General features: G+C 44.8%; 16 protein-coding genes. 9 read left to right on the forward strand and 7 right to left on the reverse strand.

Going from position 1 to position 17,180, the window contains the following annotated elements:
• Positions 1 to 37: 37 nt before the first annotated feature.
• On the forward strand, positions 38 to 1,066 hold the full coding sequence (torT, locus tag AB4375_RS04885; RefSeq protein ID WP_372051122.1) for a TMAO reductase system periplasmic protein TorT: 1,029 nt from the start codon (positions 38 to 40) through the stop codon (positions 1,064 to 1,066).
• A 60-nt stretch (positions 1,067 to 1,126) separates the two neighbouring features.
• Entirely contained in the window at positions 1,127 to 1,582 is a 456-nt protein-coding gene (locus AB4375_RS04890) for a methylglyoxal synthase (protein WP_372051123.1), read from the forward strand.
• A gap of 120 nt (positions 1,583 to 1,702) precedes the next feature.
• On the opposite strand, the gene AB4375_RS04895 is transcribed toward AB4375_RS04890, so the two are convergent.
• Both AB4375_RS04895 and helD read right to left on the reverse strand, forming a co-directional pair.
• Complete coding sequence (locus AB4375_RS04895; RefSeq protein ID WP_017060889.1) at positions 1,703 to 2,053, reverse strand: VOC family protein; 351 nt, start codon at positions 2,051 to 2,053, stop codon at positions 1,703 to 1,705.
• Between the two features lie 87 nt (positions 2,054 to 2,140).
• On the reverse strand, positions 2,141 to 4,216 hold the full coding sequence (helD, locus tag AB4375_RS04900) for a DNA helicase IV (protein ID WP_017064779.1): 2,076 nt from the start codon (positions 4,214 to 4,216) through the stop codon (positions 2,141 to 2,143).
• 177 nt (positions 4,217 to 4,393) lie between these two features.
• Here helD and yccS point away from each other — a divergent pair, with 177 nt between their 5' ends.
• The 5 genes from yccS (at position 4,394) to AB4375_RS04925 (ending at position 9,948) form a co-directional block, all read left to right on the forward strand.
• Complete coding sequence (yccS, locus tag AB4375_RS04905; RefSeq protein WP_136982148.1) at positions 4,394 to 6,577, forward strand: YccS family putative transporter; 2,184 nt, start codon at positions 4,394 to 4,396, stop codon at positions 6,575 to 6,577.
• Positions 6,578 to 6,909: 332 nt separating this feature from the next.
• A complete protein-coding gene (locus AB4375_RS04910; protein WP_017064780.1) occupies positions 6,910 to 7,095 on the forward strand; it encodes a hypothetical protein in 186 nt (61 codons plus the stop codon).
• A 121-nt stretch (positions 7,096 to 7,216) separates the two neighbouring features.
• Positions 7,217 to 7,537: a hypothetical protein gene (locus tag AB4375_RS04915; protein ID WP_372051124.1), complete on the forward strand. Its 321-nt coding sequence runs from the start codon at positions 7,217 to 7,219 to the stop codon at positions 7,535 to 7,537.
• A 161-nt stretch (positions 7,538 to 7,698) separates the two neighbouring features.
• Positions 7,699 to 8,961: a hydroxymethylglutaryl-CoA reductase gene (locus AB4375_RS04920; RefSeq protein ID WP_029235254.1), complete on the forward strand. Its 1,263-nt coding sequence runs from the start codon at positions 7,699 to 7,701 to the stop codon at positions 8,959 to 8,961.
• A gap of 75 nt (positions 8,962 to 9,036) precedes the next feature.
• Entirely contained in the window at positions 9,037 to 9,948 is a 912-nt protein-coding gene (locus AB4375_RS04925) for a LysR family transcriptional regulator (protein ID WP_017060895.1), read from the forward strand.
• A gap of 75 nt (positions 9,949 to 10,023) precedes the next feature.
• On the opposite strand, the gene AB4375_RS04930 is transcribed toward AB4375_RS04925, so the two are convergent.
• The 3 genes from AB4375_RS04930 to AB4375_RS04940 form a co-directional block, all read right to left on the reverse strand.
• The gene (locus tag AB4375_RS04930) at positions 10,024 to 10,938 is read right to left on the reverse strand and encodes a YjjW family glycine radical enzyme activase (protein ID WP_136977910.1); all 915 of its coding nucleotides are present in this window, start codon (positions 10,936 to 10,938) and stop codon (positions 10,024 to 10,026) included.
• 56 nt (positions 10,939 to 10,994) lie between these two features.
• The gene (locus AB4375_RS04935) at positions 10,995 to 12,560 is read right to left on the reverse strand and encodes a YjjI family glycine radical enzyme (protein ID WP_372051125.1); all 1,566 of its coding nucleotides are present in this window, start codon (positions 12,558 to 12,560) and stop codon (positions 10,995 to 10,997) included.
• 330 nt (positions 12,561 to 12,890) lie between these two features.
• Positions 12,891 to 13,490: a class I SAM-dependent methyltransferase gene (locus AB4375_RS04940; protein WP_017064785.1), complete on the reverse strand. Its 600-nt coding sequence runs from the start codon at positions 13,488 to 13,490 to the stop codon at positions 12,891 to 12,893.
• Between the two features lie 161 nt (positions 13,491 to 13,651).
• Between AB4375_RS04940 and AB4375_RS04945 the strand changes: the two genes are divergently transcribed.
• Positions 13,652 to 14,530: a LysR family transcriptional regulator gene (locus tag AB4375_RS04945; RefSeq protein WP_016797108.1), complete on the forward strand. Its 879-nt coding sequence runs from the start codon at positions 13,652 to 13,654 to the stop codon at positions 14,528 to 14,530.
• Between the two features lie 71 nt (positions 14,531 to 14,601).
• Here the strand turns inward: AB4375_RS04945 and AB4375_RS04950 are convergent, their stop codons facing one another.
• The gene (locus tag AB4375_RS04950; RefSeq protein WP_017065904.1) at positions 14,602 to 14,952 is read right to left on the reverse strand and encodes a hypothetical protein; all 351 of its coding nucleotides are present in this window, start codon (positions 14,950 to 14,952) and stop codon (positions 14,602 to 14,604) included.
• Positions 14,953 to 15,240: 288 nt separating this feature from the next.
• Here AB4375_RS04950 and AB4375_RS04955 point away from each other — a divergent pair, with 288 nt between their 5' ends.
• Positions 15,241 to 16,137, forward strand: a complete 897-nt coding sequence (locus AB4375_RS04955; RefSeq protein WP_372051126.1) for a cation diffusion facilitator family transporter — start codon at positions 15,241 to 15,243, stop codon at positions 16,135 to 16,137.
• Between the two features lie 47 nt (positions 16,138 to 16,184).
• Here AB4375_RS04955 and yddG read toward each other — a convergent pair whose 3' ends face one another.
• The gene (gene yddG / locus AB4375_RS04960; RefSeq protein ID WP_372051127.1) at positions 16,185 to 17,117 is read right to left on the reverse strand and encodes an aromatic amino acid DMT transporter YddG; all 933 of its coding nucleotides are present in this window, start codon (positions 17,115 to 17,117) and stop codon (positions 16,185 to 16,187) included.
• Between the last annotated feature and the right edge of the window lie 63 nt (positions 17,118 to 17,180).

Below are 17,180 nucleotides of genomic sequence, written 5' to 3' on the forward strand. Positions count from 1 at the left end.
CAGTGTTTCTTATCTAAAACCAATAAAACGGCAATTCATGCTATCTAGACCTTTCGCTTCAATAATTCTTCTCTCACTACTGTGCTCAGTAACCACTGTCTCAGGGGCTAGCGAGCCTTTGAGCCCAATAAAACCAGCCGAAGCCACATCACAAAAAGAGAAAATCTGTGCCATTTATCCGCACCTCAAAGACTCTTATTGGTTGTCGGTAAACTATGGAATGATCTCTGAAGCAGAAAAGCAGCAAGTTGAGCTAAGAGTATTGGAAGCTGGCGGTTACCCCAACGTGGCCAAACAAGCCTCGCAACTGGTGCTTTGCACGCAATGGGGAGCCGATGCCATTATTTTAGGTACGGTTTCACCCGATGCGTATCATGACAATCTCAGCGATTGGGTTGGCTCGACGCCTGTGTTTGCTACGGTAAATGAGTTAACCGTCAATGAAGAACAACAGAAGGTATTAAAAGGTACGGTCGGTGTCGATTGGTACCAAATGGGATACCAAGTCGGAGATTTTTTGTCGAAACGACACCCGAAAGGATCAGGCGAAACACCTATCGCCCTGTTACTTGGCCCACAAGCGAGTGGCGGCACTAAGCCTGTAGCACTGGGGTTTTATGATGCGATCAAGTCGAGTGATATCAAAATTGCGATCAGCTATTGGGCAGATAACGATAAAGAACTTCAAAGAAATCTAGTACAGCAGGTGATAGAAGAACCTGATATCCAATATATAGTCGGAAGTGCCGTCGCGATTGAAGCAGCGATCAGTGAGCTACGAGCGGCCGATAAAACCGAAGAGATTGGGTTAATTTCGAGTTACTTAAGTCACGGAACCTACCGTGGTTTACTCCGTAACAAGGTACTTTTTGCGCCAACAGATAAAATGGTTGAGCAAGGTCGCTTGTCGGTAAAACAAGCCACGAGTTACTTACGCGGTCAACCTTACGAGCAACACAGCGCACCGATTATCGAAGCGCTGACACCTGCAACTCTCAAAGATCAAATTATCGCCGACTCATTGTCACCTTCTGAGTTTCGTCCGGTATTCAGTGTGAATCCTTAGTGCTATATTGGCTGAAGAACTCAAAACAATAAAAACGAAACAACAATTTAGGGAACATTCATGCAAAAAACGACGCGTACTATGCCAACACATAAGCATATCGCTTTGGTCGCTCATGACCACTTCAAACCTGAGCTACTAAGATGGGTCAAAGAGAACAAAGAAAAACTACAAAAGCACTTCCTTTACGCAACGGGCACGACTGGTTCTATACTAAGTAAAGAGACAGACTTAGCAATCAAGAGCATGATCAGCGGCCCTATGGGCGGTGACCAACAACTTGGCGCGCTTATCTCTGAAGGCAAGATCGATATGCTGATTTTCTTCTGGGATCCACTTAATGCTGTACCACATGACCCAGACGTAAAAGCACTGCTTCGTATCGCAAGTGTTTGGAACATTCCTGTGGCCACTAACCGCGCTACCGCTAATTTCTTGTTTAACTCTTCACTGCTTGAAGAAGAAGTAATCATCGAGATCCCAGACTACGAAGCGTACCTAGCTGAGCGCACGTAATCGCACGTTAAATGTGCTCTCTACTGAACAGACTAAAAAGCCTGCATTTTATCGCAGGCTTTTTTATGTCTCGTTTTCAGACATTAAACAGTTCAATCATAAAACAGTGCGAGAGTCTCTCTACTTATCGCTCCACACTGCCATCTCGTTGCCACTTGGCTCTCTGAAATGGAAACGTCTGCCGCCGGGAAAGCTAAAGATCTCACGGTTTATCTGACCACCAGCATCAATTACATCGCGCTCGGTTTGCTCAAGATCTTGGCTATAAAAAACCATCAGCGCCGCGCCATTATCCGTATTCGACGCCAGATCCGCCAAATAGAAGCCGCCCATTAAGCCTTTGCCTTCAAACGCAGAATACTCAGGGCCATAGTCTTCAAAGCTCCAACCAAACACTTGGCTGAAAAACGCCTTAGTTGCTGAGATGTCTTTCGCAGCAAATTCAATGTAGTTAATAGAGCCGTGTTCCATAGCAAATTCCTTATGCTTTATGCGTCTACCTTGTGATATTAAGGCAGGGATTGAAGATCTAATCTTAGACAATCAAGTCAAGTAACATCACTTTTTACGAACAACTGGGTAATCAGAACCATGCAGCTCCTGCACAAAGCCAGAGCCGTCGCCACTGTGCGTGATCCATACTTTCTCTTTTGCCCGCGTCATTGCTACATAGAATAAACGACGCTCTTCAGCATAAGGGAACGCGTCTGATGATTCAGTCAATGCGCCATCAATATGCAGCTGTTTCTTCTTGGTCGGGAACTGTCCTTCGTCAACACAAAGAATAATGACAAAGTCCGCCTCTTTACCTTTACTGCCGTGGCAAGTCATGAACTTGATATCAATGGAAGTGAAGATCTTCTTCCAGTCTTCCAACAACTCTGGCTTGTGGTAATGATTACGTCCAAGTAGCAGCACCGATTTATTGGTTTTGCCTTTGGATTGACGGTTCAGTTGATCAAGAATCTTCTCAACTTCTTTACTTGGCGCACTGTACACCGCCTTCTGCTTCTGTTGCTTGAAGCTGTTCAGTTCTTTCGGAATCTGAATTGGGTTTTCTTGTACAAAGCGATTAGCCACCGCACCTAACTGATTGTTAAAGCGGTAAGTCGTATCTAGGTGATGAATGGTCGAGCTTTCAAAACGATCCTTAAAGCCCGTGGTCAAATCCACATCCGCACCTGCAAACTGGTAAATCGACTGCCAGTCATCGCCTACTGCAAAAATAGAGGCTTGATGCTCGGCTTTAGACTGATTACACAGTGCTTCAACCAAGGCAAGACGATCAGGTGAGATGTCTTGGTACTCATCGATCATGATGAACTTCCAAGGTGAGATAAACTTGCCCTTCTCGACATACTGGGTCGCTCGGCTGATCATGATTGAGAAGTCGATATGATTCTGTTCTTTCAGCTCCTTTTGCCACGCGGTTACACATGGCCAACACAGTGACAGTTCGCTGTTGAGGCGCGTATAGTCTCGATGATCAATCAGCTGTTGCTGTACTTCTTTTTTCGTTAAGCCCGACGCATTCAACTGTTCTAGCTGCTTTTCAAGCCAACCGATCAATTTGAGGTTTGAAACGTGGCTACCAAGCTCATCGTCACCGGTTAAATAAGCGATTGGCCATTTAGACAAATGCTTTTGCCAACGTTTAAAGTTGGTCGGTGTCATCCAGTGCTTCTTCAACCAATCAATGCACCATGCTTGGCGTTGGTTGTCATCGAGCGCTAAAGGAGAAATAACCACACGTTCGGGTTCAACTTGATTCAGTATCTTTAAACCCAACTGGTGGAAAGTGCTGACTTGCACCTTCTCTGCTGATAAACCAATTTTGCTGTCGAGACGTTGCTTCATCTCTTCTGCCGCTTCACGACCAAAAGCGAGCAATAGCAACTCTTCAGCTTGAGCTTGATGGCTTTGCAGTAAATACGCGACGCGAGCCGTTAGAACACTGGTTTTACCCGAGCCTGCACCCGCTAAAATAAGGTTGTGATCATCATTCATCAACACCGCATATTGCTGCGATAAGTTCAGTGGTGACGACTCACATTGCGCAAACAACACTTCCCAGTTTTTTCGCTCGGTCTCTAGCCATTGCTGGTTTCTTTCAGCTTGCTTGATTTCCGTTTCAGATAACCATGGCTGCATTCTTGCGATTCGGTTTGGCATGCGTTGTGCGGCCTCTTCTAGCGTCATTGTCATACTCTCTAAGCCTGAGTTGACCATATCAACCCAAGTGTTGACCTTAGAATGCGGTAGAAAGGCTGGTAATTGCTCAAGACGTGTTAATTCAGCTTCCCACTGAGGTACGTGTTCAGCCAATTGTTCACATTGAGTGTCGTGCCACTTCTGATAAGCACTAACTGACGCGCGTGCAAATTGACGGCATTGATCCCAAGGTAAGCCTTGTACTAACCAACTGCGCTGTGTTCCATCTTGTTGATTAGCAAAAAATTGTAGCGATCCCCAGAACAATCCGCGCTTTATCGCGATCTTGCCACTCCAAATAGTAAATGGGATACGCTCTTCACTGCCTACTGAAGATAACAGCAAGCGTGGACCATCAAGTTCAACCTGATGATATTCATTTTGAATAAAAAACTGTGCAGTCTTGTTAGCGCTTAGCTGCATTGGAGTGTGCTCTTAATTGGGAATATTGAATTTATATCATGATGCAATGAGAATTAATAATATCTCATATCTTATCGACGCTTTCATGACCACCTACGGGCAATTATGGATAAGTATCAAATTCTTGTGCTTGATTTCTGTTAGGATTATGGTTTTTAGTGTGTCAAGTGAGCGACTGTGGACTTTTCAGCCAAATTACGCCTCTATTGGGCGAATAAAACCATAAATTACAGCGTATTAATTCTCATCACTCTGCTCGGCGTGGTGGTGCCTGCTTGGTATTATGGACAAAACACACTGATCACGCCTTTGATCTTAGGCGTTATTGCTGCGGCTCTTGCGGAAAGTGATGACAGCTTTACCGGGCGCTTGAAAGCACTCACGCTGACCTTTATCTGTTTCGCCGTTGCGGCTTTCTCTATTGAGCTTCTCTTCGATACGCCTTGGCTGTTCGCGATAGGGCTTTTTGTTTCAACCTTCTTTTTTATCATTCTCGGGGCAATTGGCCCTAAATACGCGAGTATCGCGTTTGGTTCTCTCTTGGTTGCCATCTATACCATGCTTGGTGCACACGAGAGCACCAACCTTTGGTTTCAACCGCTTCTACTGTTAACTGGCGCCGCTTGGTACTACTTCATGTCGATGATTTGGCAGATAGTGTGGCCAATGCAACCCGTGCAGCAAAACTTAGCCACGGTATTCGATCAAATCGGTAACTACATCGATTCAAAAGCGGAACTCTTCTACCCCGTTTCTGACTTGATTCCCCAGCCACACCGAATCATTGAAGCCAAACTCAACGCGAGTACCGTTAACGCACTCAACATGTGTAAGGCGACGCTACTTAACCGCTCTAAGCGCGGACACATTGACGGCCCTAGTGACCGATTTCTTAACACCTACTTTATCGCACAAGATATTCATGAACGCGTAAGCTCAAGCCATTATCGTTATCAAGAGCTAGCAAAACACTTTGAACGCTCTGACGTGTTGTTTCGATTTAAGTATCTACTGGAAGCGCAGGCCACTGCGTGTAAAGAAGTGGCGAGCTCGTTGAAAGTTGGCGCTGAATACCAGCATGGTGACAAGTCTGTATTGGCACTCGATGAGCTGATGTCTTCGCTCAATCATCTGCACCAACAGAATAATCCTAAATGGAAATCACTGCTGAACCAGTTGGATTACTTATTCAATAACCTAGCAACCGTTGAAAAACAGCTCTCGAATATCAGCAACCCAGATGCAGAGAAGATTGAAGAAGGTGTATTGAACGATACCAACCCTCATACTTTGACGGCAATGTGGCACAAGATCAAAGCTAACTTGCACACCGATTCTATGCTATTCCGCCACGCGATTCGCATGGCGATCACTTTGACGCTGGGCTACGGGATTATCCAGGGTTTTGATATCGAACGAGGTTATTGGATTCTACTGACGACACTGTTTGTGTGTCAGCCAAACTACAGTGCAACCCGTCAAAAACTGACGGCGCGTGTCATTGGCACGGTCGCAGGCTTATTGATCGGAGTACCGTTACTGACTTTCTTCCCGTCGCAAGAGAGCCAATTAGTGTTCATTGTGATCAGTGGCGTGATGTTCTTTGCGTTTCGAATCAATAACTACGGGTTTGCGACCGGCTTTATCACACTGCTTGTGCTCTTCTGCTTTAACCAATTAGGTGAAGGCTACGCGGTAGTATTGCCAAGGTTAGCGGATACCTTTATTGGTTGTGCTCTCGCCGTGCTTGCTGTCATTTATGTGTTGCCTGATTGGCAATCGAAGCGACTGCACAAAGTGATGGCGGATGCGCTCGATTCCAACAAGAACTATCTCGCTCAGATCATCGGCCAATACCGTGTCGGTAAGAAAGATAGCCTAAACTATCGTATCGCTCGTCGTAGCGCTCATAATAATGACGCAAACCTGACTGCCGCCATCAGTAGCATGTTGGTTGAACCGGGTAAGTACCGTACCTCTGAAGATGAGAGCTTCCGATTCTTAACACTCAATCATGCTCTGCTTAGCTATATCTCGGCTCTGGGTGCTCACAGAACGCGTATTGATGATGAAGCGACACACAAACTGGTGCTAGATGCGCACAGAGTAATCCACCAGCATCTCGACGCTCTAAATGATCAGCTCTATTCTCATAAAGAGCATTGTGAAGTGAAAAACGCTTATGACCCGGAGCTGGATAAACGTTTGAGTGAATGGCGAGAAGAAGATGAGAATTCTGTCAAAATGGTTCTACAACAGCTCCATTTGATCTATCGCATGCTTCCAGAACTGCATACCTTAGCGACCAAGTTTGCAGTTAAGGTTAAGATCGACAAGTCGTTTGAAACAGAAGCTTCTTGAGCAACAAACAAAATACCGTAAAAACAAAAAGATAACGCCAATTGCTTATCTTTTGATCATCACAAATATTTATACATTGCTTTACCCATACCCCTAATTGGGTAGAGCAATTACTTACCTACCCTTGTGCCACAAGGGTTGAAGGCATTTTTACATTGTAGGAATTTTCTGACTTTGATTGACCAAGCCTTAACTTTTCCTAACATTTCTCGGACAAAAAACGACCACAGGAATTTATAGTTGTCTTAGTTTCAAGAAACTTCAAACATCATTTAAAATTCACTTAATCTTGTTTGATTTCCTGAATCAGTAGGCTATGCTCTAAAGAGCATATGAATTTGAACAAAGGTCACACTATGAATACACAGCAATTTGAAGCATTTAAGCAGCAAATACAGCTTCTTAGCCCACAACAATTAAAAGCACTTCAGGGTGAGATCGACGGCAACCTCGAAACAGAGAAGCCTTCTTTGCTTACTGATGAAGAGTTAAACGCGCTAAATGACCTGTTCAGTTAATAGACAGACATCACTAATTTAGCTTAAGTTCACATTTTCACCATAAATTTCATCTGTTCACCATTGCGCTCAAAATATCGTCCGCCTAGACTCATTCCATACGTCAATAAAAGGTTCTGATATGTCGATATCTGGTATTCAATCTGGTTACGCCATTATTCAGCAATCCACCAACATGGCTGAAGAAGCCGCAATCGAGCTCAACCAAGCCTCCAAACACGCTCTAGAATCCGACGACACTTTCGAAGCTAGCGATCTCAGCTTTAATCAAATAGAGCCTGAACAAGCCATTTCCTTTAAAGACAAAGAACCTGAACCTGCTTCATCTTCAACCGATTCCTTGATTAAACTGACACAAAGCGCAAGTTATAACCGCGTTGGTGCAAGTGTGGTTGATCGTCAAAACGAAGCCATCGGTAGCCATCTCGACATTCATATCTAAATTTCGCTCAAATACAGCCTATATTTCGCGAAACTTCGCTGCTTTTTGCTTCAACAACCACACAAACTGTAACTCATTATATCAGGCGCTTGTTTCTGGTTTATTACTCGGTAGAATCAGCGCAAACCAATTTGCTGCACAAACTTTACTTCATACTATTTATGCCAAAACTAAATCTGCATCGCCGTGACTATGTTTCTATTTTAGGAGGCGACATCTCCGCAGACGAATTAGAAAAAAAGCTTCAGCCTCATTTTGAAAAGCCAGTAAATAAGCTGACACCTAGCCCCTACCTGACAGAAAAGAATCTCACACGTCGCTGGACAGCGCTCGATAATGCAGATTCACAGCAAGAACTGCTCGACCCTCATACACAAAGTCAGTTCCAAGCTTATGAGAAAAACATTGAGCACTTTATTGGCACCGTTAAAGTCCCTGTGGGAATATCTGGCCCTTTAAGAGTCAATGGCCTATTTGCTACGGGCGATTACCTCGTACCACTCGCGACCACAGAAGCTGCGCTTGTCGCGTCTTATAACCGTGGTTCTAAGCTGATTACGGCTTGTGGTGGCGCAAGTGCTATGTTGCTCAATGAAGGCGTAACACGTACTCCTGGCTTTGCATTTCAAGGATTAGTTGAAGCCGGACAGTTTGTGGCTTGGGCTGTGACTCAGTATGACCAGTTCAAGATCTTGGCAGAATCAACAACATCACACGGCAAGCTGACCGACATTAATATCAACATCGAAGGTAACCATGTTTACTTGGTGTTCGAATTTCTAACCGGAGACGCTTCTGGTCAGAATATGGTGACCATCGCAACCAATGCCGTGTTTGAGTACATCATCGAAAATACGCCAGTTAAGCCTGACCACGCTTTCCTTGATGGCAACTTGTCAGGCGATAAGAAAGCCAATACCCAAACCTTGCGCAGCGTTCGTGGCAAAAAGGTAACTGCTGAGGTTAATATCCCTGCAGAGCTTGTCGCGAAGTACCTACACACGACACCAGAGAAGATGGTCCAGTTTGGCCAAATGACCACAGTCGGTGGCGCTTTGAGCGGCACTATCGGTATCAACGCCCATTATGCGAATGCACTGGCGGCACTTTACATCGCTTGTGGCCAAGACGCGGCCTGTGTCGCCGAGTCAGCGATTGGTATGACGCGTATGGAACTCAACAAAGAAGGCGGTTTATACGCTAGCGTGACACTGCCTAACCTAATGGTGGGGACTGTCGGCGGTGGTACTGGCTTGCCAAGTCAAAAAGCCTGTTTAGATTTACTTGGGCTGCATGGTAACGGTAAATCACAAGCCCTAGCTGAAGTTTGTGCTGCACTGTGTTTAGCGGGTGAACTATCGATTGTGGGCGCATTTTGCGCAGGCCACTTTTCACGAGCGCACCATAAGCTAGCTCGTAAATAACCTTTATCCAATTTGGCTTGTTCGATTTTGTCGTTCATGCAAAATCACAAGCCAATCTGAATGCGTGAGTCATAAATGGATTACTTACACTTATCTAGGGTGAGCCTTAAGCACCTCACTGCGCTTCATATTATGCTGAACACCCACAGCGTCACTCAGACCTCAGAGCAACTCTGTGTCAGCCCTTCGAGTGTAAGCAAAACCCTGTCTCAGTTGCGTGACATCCTGAATGATGAGCTTTTCTATCGAGATGGTACCAAGCTTATCCCGACTCCCTTTGCTCTGAAGATAGCGCCCACTGTTCACGCAATTCTTTCAAGCATGAATGGACTGCTTCATCAAAAGAGTTTTACCCCTCAAGAGTACCAAGGCAGTTTTTCACTTTCGATGCGTGAAAGTACCTTCGAAGTATTTGCCTCTAAGATAAGTAAAATCACTACTGAACTGGCGCCAAACGCGAAGCTCAACATCTATTCGAAACAACAGCTCGGCTTCGATGCTTTACTCAGTGGCAAGGTCAATTTGATCTTGTTGCCTCATGATATATCTCAGCCGCCGACCGATAACAAAGAGCTGGTTTGGGAAACAATTCTTCCAGATGAAATGGTTTGTTTGATGGGCGCACACCACCCTCTCGCTCAGCAAGAACTGACGGTAGAAGGCTACTTAGATTACAAGCACATTGGGATTTTAGATAACGAACTGTCTCAGCCTTACTTTGAACAAAACTTGGTTCAATGCCACCAACCAAGAGAGATGGCAATATCGGTCGCGGACTTCGGCGCTGCGGCTGTGTTGTGTCACCACACACCTTTCCTGTTCACTTGCTCTAAACAGTGGGCTGAGCATGCTAAACAAGCTCAGGGCTTAGTGAGCAAGCCCTTGCCTTTTGATTACGGTAAGGTGGCGTACAGCTTGGTGTGGAATAAACCCAACATGAATGATCAAGCGATCAAATGGTTGTGTGACCTGTTTTTAGAAGCTTAATATTTTTAGAGACTTAATATCTTTAGAAAGTTAACGTTCTTAGAAGCCTGATTGACCGCCTAAGAAATCTAAAGACTAGGTATAAACCTCAGGAGTTTGCATCGGTCTTTGAACTATGGTGTAGAGCTTATCGTGAAAGCTCTGCATCTGTTTTTCGGTGCATTTCGGCCAATCTAACGCGTCGCCAATGACACCATGATGCTGAAACGCATTGAGTCGAATTCGAACATCACTTGGTAGAGTCTTCAAGTAACGCCCCACTTGTTCAATTTCGTCCTCAAGATCGCTTTTATTTGGGATATGTAGCAACCTAACTTCGTGCAGTTTTCCTTTATCTGCTAAGTAGTTAATGGTTTCAAACACCCTATGATTACCTCTACCCACTAACCATTGATGTGTTTCCGATTGCCATGATTTTAAGTCAATCATCGCGCCATCAAGATAAGGCAACACCTTGTCCCACCCTTGAAGTGACAGCGAACCATTACTATCAATAAAACACGTGAGATGCGCTAACTGTGGATCACGTTTAATCGCTTGAAACAGCTCTATGATAAACGGCAACTGCATGGTCGCTTCACCGCCAGAAACGGTAATGCCACTCAAGAAAAACTGATTATGCCTGACAAGCTCCAGAACCTCTGAGACCGTCATTGTGGTAATTTTCGGGCTCGACTTATGGTCGCAGATATCAATGCACTTATCGCAGTTGGTGCAAGCTGCTGGGTCCCACTTCACTTTGCCATCAACCATGCTTAAAGCACGGCTTGGACAGCCGCTAATGCAGTCTCCGCAATGGTTACAGTGATTAATAGTGTGTGGGTTATGGCAGGTTATACAATCGAAATTGCACCCTTGTAGAAACAGCACTAGGCGATTTCCCGGTCCATCAACACAAGAAAAGGTCAGCACACGGCTGACCTTCGCTTGTTTTTCTGTCTTATTATTTTTAACCCTAGCCATTTGAGTTGTTAGATCAGAAATTTTCATAATTCACATTGTTCGTATTCGAAACGCACCATACACATAACGCACGCACGTTAAAGCTATTCGTATGTCGGCGACATCTCTAAACTCGCCACGCGTGGTTTACGCTCTAATATGCCCGTGTTCTTCGCAGCTTCGGCACCTAAAAAGGTGGTATTGGTGCGTGAGCCTTGCTCGTCATATTTGGCAATGTCAGATAGCTTAATCATGTAACCCGTGACACGAACCAAATCATTTGATGCAACGTTAGCCGTGAACTCTCGGTAACCCGCTTGAATCGCGCCTTTACACAAGTTGAACATCGCTTCAGGGTTAGATTTCACTGTTTCGTCGATGGTCAGAATGTCACTGATGCCCGAGGTGTAGAACTTATGGTGACCCGCGGTTGCACGAACGTAAGAGACAGGATCCGGTTCGGTACCATAAGGAATACGGACACCCGGCGTCACATCTTCATCTAAGCTAATACCGCCTTGAGCATGCAGCAGAGCTTTACCTTCTAACCCATACTTCACGTCAGAGCGTTCAACGATCTCAGCCAGTTTTTCGGAGATACGGTGACCAAGCTGATTTGCCTGTTCATCGTGACCATAGCGCCCTGCTTGGCCCTCTTTCTCCATCAAGATGTTGACTGCTTCCGCCATGCCATAAATACCAAACATTGGCGCAAAGCGATCTTCTTCGATAAGGCCTTCTTTGGTCAGGAAACCTTCGAAGAAGTTAGACTCTTCATGCAAGAAGCGGCTACGAGCGTTCATCAACTCAACCATGATGCCACTGTAGTTCGGCAGTACTTGTTGTAAGAAATCAGCACTGTCCTCAGACTTCAACGCCACTTGCTTAAGGTTCATACGCACCAAGGTGTTTGAACCACCCGCTAACGGCAGAGAGTTGTAGCAGCTCACAATACCAAAACGCTTATCGCCGTAAGCCTCGGCATGCGCTGGATAGTTTGCAATATGTGGTTTACTGCATTCACAGATGTTGCTCGCCGCATGACGAAGTAGATCATCAGGTGTCAAGGCTGGGTCGTACATAAAGGTTAAGTTTGGCGCGATCTGCTTCAATTCAGCGTCTACACGTAAAATCGTACGGCAGATAATGTTGTCTGTCGGGCCGATATTCACATGCATAAAGGCGTCTGGCAGTGTGCGATCCAACATGATCCAGAACAGCTTAATCTTTTGGTATACCTGCTCTTCTGTTAAGTCGCCCACGAAAGGCATCAACACATCATCCAACTGACCTAGGTAAACCGGAATTGAAGTGACAGACGGAACATGGTGGTAAAGGATGGTAAGCATGTTCAATGCTTCATCGAAGTTGGTTGCCGCGCTAAGCTCTAAATACTCTGAGCCTTGATGTAAGTATTTAGAATAATCTGGAAGTACATAGCGCGGCTTAAATGGGGCGTGCCCTTCAAACATGTCACACAGCACACCTTGTTGTAAGGCTTGCTCTACTTCTTTGCTTACCGGCATATACGGTAAGCTGGCTTCAGCTTCTAAGGCAAGATAGCTCGACTTCTGTTTTGGTGACAGGTTGGCATCTGAAATGATATTGCTAAAGCGTTGTTGTTGCTCTGAAAGTGGTGAAGAAGTAGATGACGCAGATTGGTGGCTCATGATTAAACCCTTAGTGTTGTTATGGGCTTATTTTATATCTCACCGTTATATTTCCACTAATGAAATGTATGCAAGACTACATTTCCAAAATGGAAATAAATAATTTGTAAATTAGCGGTGTTGAGTTTTCTATGAGCGAGATGAGAAACAGAGAAATAGAGAAATAGAGAAACCAGAGTTAGTAGTGAAGAAATGAGAAAGCGCTAATTCGTTCTGTTTAAAACGATAGCGCCAAAAAGAGAAAACCCACATAACTGACGTTAGAGTCGTTAATGTGGGTTTAGTAGTTTAAATGAGCATTCTGAATGCTAGCTCAAGGCATACACACGATTACAGATCTGGAAGCGCTTGTTTACGTCCAACACCCATTAATACCTTTAACTCTCCTTGTGGAGTGTCAATCGAGAACGGTGTAGAGACTTCAACTACTGCAAAGCCCGCTGCACTCAATACATTTTCTGAGCGCTGTTGGCTTACACCGTAGTCTTCACTGTCGCTTTCCAAGTACCAATCCCAGTGTACAAACGTACCGTCGTTTTCAAGCAGCGTGTAAATCAGACTGACTGTGTCTTGTAGGTTCGGGATAAAACCACACACCGAAGAGGCTACCACTAGGTCAAACTGGTTTCTGAATGCTGGATGCTGCGCTGCAAGTCCGCGCGATAAAATATCAACTACCGGTTCAACGTTAGGTAACTCTTTCTTATCTAACTCTTCAATCATCCCTTCAGAGATATCAAGTGCGATGATCTCTTTTGCTAAAGGAGATATTTTCTGGCTGAGTAGTCCTGTACCACAACCAAAATCAAGGACACGGGTTCCGTTTAAATCAACGAGCTGTGTTAACTGGTCAAATACGGATTGTGCGAATACTGCAGTTGCGGGATCTTTATCCCAATCAACGGCGTATTCGTCCCATTGTTTCGCCATCATGGCCTCCATCTTTACTTCTTGTAGGTTCGGAACTTCCCCAGAGTAAACCAAATTAGTCAATTCGTCATAGAGTTATCATGCAAAGATGGACTATTTCTAAGATAGTCAGCACAATATTCAGATAATATGCACCAACCCCCGCTCAATATGGAAATGAAATGAACCTTTCTCAAGTCCAAGCCTTTTGTTCCGTTGCTGATTTAGGATCAGTTTCTGAAGCTGCACGCCAGTTAGAATGCAACCGAACCAAACTCAGCATGTCGATTAAAGCCTTGGAAAAAGAGTTAGATGTCGAGCTGTTCGTCCGCAGCGGAAACCACGTTGAGCTTTCAGAAGCGGGTAAAGCGATTTACAAAGATTGCGAAGGCATGTTGGTGACAGCCGCGCGTATTAAACAAACCTGCTTGCATGTTTCGGGCGAATTCAACGCAGAAATTTGGATAGCACGAGATGACTCCCTACCCGATGAAATGTGGCAGGACTTATCTCACGCCTTAAATAACAAGTACCCTTCTACCTCATTCAACTTCGTTCTCGCATCGAGCGGTGACTTAGCTAATCTAGTTGAAACTCAGCAAGTCGACTTCGCATTTGGTGTCGATTACGAACGCGTCGATGACCCAAGAATTATCTACAACCCGCTTGGTAAGATTCGAATGATGTCTGTATGTAAGAAAGGACATGATTTGAGTGCGATGCGACGAGTGTCTGATGAAGTACTGAGAAATTCGATGCAAGCAACCATGGTTTATCTTAATGAAAAGGATAATCCTGAGCTTGAGCCCTTCTCGCGTCGTTACATTGGCTTCTCTAGCTTCGACTTTATGTTGGATACGATTCTACGTGAAGAAGCATGGGGCGTAATGCCTGAGCCATTGATTCGCCATTTACTGCGTGAACAAGAGCTTGCCGTGATCAAACACACCTACGGTTTAACACAAGAAGACTACTGTATGTTTACCGCAGCTGGCATGGCAGAGCACCCAGGAATGAATTGGTTGGCCGACCAGCTTAGTGATTACTTGTTTGATTTTTAGCTCGCGCTTATTGCTTATCGCCTATGGCAAAGGGCAAAGGGCAAAGGGCAAAATCACGAACAACACCGCTTCTAAAAAACCATCACGTGATCCACTAAGTAGCGTCCGTCTTCTTCAACCAATACCATTTCGGCGACAAACTCACCTTTAGCGATGGTGTAAGCTTGTTTCCACACAAAGGCGATGGAGTCTGAACGTCTAAATAAAGTAACTTGCTCACGCTCAGCAAAAAAGCCATTACTGTGCTGATAATGGTGACACACCTTTTCTAAATATTCTGGCGTAACAATGTCTTTCATCCTTTGAGTAAAATCTCGACAGTGCTGTTCATGATCAACCTTAGTTGAACCATCCATCAGATTATCCATGATCGGGTTAGCAATCGCCCACAACTCATTATCACTGATATCGTCAAACTTCATATTGATTCACTCCTTGTCCATCGCAGTCGCAGTCAAATCTAGAAGACCAATAAGACCTTAGCGACTAATGTGTTTTATTAATCATAAACGATCCTATTTCAGTTGCACACCATCACCAAAAAACACTCAACGTCAACTTTATTGACACCACGCCCTGATCTTAAGTCACTGAATTTTATTGATTTATATGTTCAAATTAAATAAGACATATAAACATCATCAGATAAAGTTTGTAAAGTTAGCTCATTATTAGAACAATGAAGTTATCAAAAACATCTGGAAAATATTATGTGTGACAGGAAAAGCCAAAACGAAAATCGAGTACTATTGTTCTCAGCCCTTTTAGCATCGGGCTTCGCAATTGGCGGATTGGTGTTGGGTCTTCTCGTTGGCTCTCTGGTCATAGTATTTGACGGTGTCTATTCTCTTATCAGCTTACTGTTAACTTTATTGTCACTAGCTGCCTCGAAATACATCAATCGCCCTTCGGACACTGAGTTCCCGTTTGGTCGAGCTATCATCGAGCCGATTGTGATTGCGATTAAAGCCGTTGTGATTCTTCTTGTGGTTGGTTATTCACTTTACTCTGCGATTGGTGCCCTAATGACGGGTGGCCGTGAAGTTGATGCTTCTATCGCAACTCTGTTTGGTATTTTCAACGTACTGGGTTGTGGTTACGCTTGGTGGTACATCGCGAATAAGAGTAAACGTATTTCTTCAGGTCTGATTCAGGCTGAGTCTAAACAGTGGCAGATGGATACACTATTGAGTGTCGCGGTAACGGCTGGTTTCGTCGTAGCGTGGGCAATGACATTCTCACCTCTTGCATCATACGCAGTATATGCCGACCCAATGATGATGTTGCTAATGTCTTTCTACTTCATCAAAGTGCCTTTCGACATGTTACGTGAGGCGATGCGCGAACTGCTTATGATGTCGGCAAACAAAGATATTTGTGATGCGGTAGATAAGAACGTTGTCGCGGTAGACAAAGAAGCTGAGCAAGATTTGGAGCTGATGGGTGTGACTAAGGTTGGTCCAGAATTACGAATCAATGTTGATATTCATATCAACGGCCAACAAGCGATTGCGGTCGATGATATTGAACGTACGCGCCGCCAACTTAAGCGACGCTTATCGAAGATGCCTTATGAGCTTCAATTGAATCTCAATATCGCGAGTTAAGAGTCGAGAGTTAAGAACCAAGAGCTAACCAATCAACCTCTCGCTGACTAAGACTCTGATTGAACCTTTTTAGAAGCCGACGCCGTAACCGTCGGCTTTTTGTCTCTGGTTACCCACCAGCAAGCTAAAGAGCCAATCGTTACCATACAAACGCCCTGCCAAAACATCATGCTCAATGACAAACCCAAAATAATAGAAGACAGTAAGGTCGCAAAAATAGGCGTGAAATACGACATGGTCGCCAAGAAGACCATATTGCCGCCAAGTATCGCTGTATTCCAAAGCGCGTAACCTGCGCCCATACACACGCCTGCCAACACTAAGTCAATCGCAGCACTGGTTGTCATCACCATGCCGGTTTCGTTACTCAATGCGTATTTGATCCACAAGGTGATTGCCGTTGCGATAAAGAACAACACAATCGCATTCTGCCCTTTCGCCACTTTCTGAGTGTAATTACAGTAAACCGCCCAAATAATCGCGCCGAAAAACGCCATTGAATAAGTTTTTGGGTTAGTAGCAACATTGGCAGCGATTTGTTCAACAGAAAGCCCCTGATCGCCGCTGATGCTCCAAGCGACGCCAAAGAAGGCCAAGAAGATACTTGGGTAAACCAACCAGTTAATTTTCTTGTCGCTCAGCAGCACCGCAAATAACACCGTCAGTGCTGGCCATAAGTAGTTGATGACAGCCATTTCCAAGGCTTGATGTCTATTGTTTGCCATTCCTAAAGCCAGAGCCAAGAAGATCTCATAACAAACGAACAAGGTGCCGCCAATCAGCAAATAAGACTTAGAAAAGCGTGACAGCTTTGGTAGACCCATAACACAGATCAACAACAGCGCACTCACCGTGTAAAGGCTGGCCGCACCACCGATTGGGCCCAGTTGCTCTGACACACTACGAGACAATGCAATTAAGCAGCTCCATAGTAAAATGGCAGCAATGCCGTAGCAGCTATGGCGATGAGATTTCAGCACGCTTATTCCTTCTATTTGTTATGAGTGGTTATCGTGGCAGCTTAAAGCATAAATGTGCTTGAG

Origin of the sequence: Vibrio sp. 10N.261.51.C6 (genome assembly GCF_041471785.1) — a bacterium.
GTDB classification, from domain to species: domain Bacteria; phylum Pseudomonadota; class Gammaproteobacteria; order Enterobacterales; family Vibrionaceae; genus Vibrio; species Vibrio crassostreae_C.

Coding starts and splice junctions, on each gene's coding strand:
- helD (WP_017064779.1), bottom strand. CDS start 4,216: ATGCAGCTAAGCGCTAACAAGACTGCACAGTTTTTTATTCAAAATGAA.
- AB4375_RS04950 (WP_017065904.1), bottom strand. CDS start 14,952: ATGAAGTTTGACGATATCAGTGATAATGAGTTGTGGGCGATTGCTAAC.
- AB4375_RS04920 (WP_029235254.1), top strand. CDS start 7,699: ATGCCAAAACTAAATCTGCATCGCCGTGACTATGTTTCTATTTTAGGA.
- AB4375_RS04890 (WP_372051123.1), top strand. CDS start 1,127: ATGCAAAAAACGACGCGTACTATGCCAACACATAAGCATATCGCTTTG.
- AB4375_RS04910 (WP_017064780.1), top strand. CDS start 6,910: ATGAATTTGAACAAAGGTCACACTATGAATACACAGCAATTTGAAGCA.
- AB4375_RS04955 (WP_372051126.1), top strand. CDS start 15,241: ATGTGTGACAGGAAAAGCCAAAACGAAAATCGAGTACTATTGTTCTCA.
- AB4375_RS04915 (WP_372051124.1), top strand. CDS start 7,217: ATGTCGATATCTGGTATTCAATCTGGTTACGCCATTATTCAGCAATCC.
- torT (WP_372051122.1), top strand. CDS start 38: ATGCTATCTAGACCTTTCGCTTCAATAATTCTTCTCTCACTACTGTGC.
- AB4375_RS04930 (WP_136977910.1), bottom strand. CDS start 10,938: ATGAAAATTTCTGATCTAACAACTCAAATGGCTAGGGTTAAAAATAAT.
- AB4375_RS04895 (WP_017060889.1), bottom strand. CDS start 2,053: ATGGAACACGGCTCTATTAACTACATTGAATTTGCTGCGAAAGACATC.
- AB4375_RS04935 (WP_372051125.1), bottom strand. CDS start 12,560: ATGAGCCACCAATCTGCGTCATCTACTTCTTCACCACTTTCAGAGCAA.
- AB4375_RS04940 (WP_017064785.1), bottom strand. CDS start 13,490: ATGGCGAAACAATGGGACGAATACGCCGTTGATTGGGATAAAGATCCC.
- AB4375_RS04925 (WP_017060895.1), top strand. CDS start 9,037: ATGGATTACTTACACTTATCTAGGGTGAGCCTTAAGCACCTCACTGCG.
- AB4375_RS04945 (WP_016797108.1), top strand. CDS start 13,652: ATGAACCTTTCTCAAGTCCAAGCCTTTTGTTCCGTTGCTGATTTAGGA.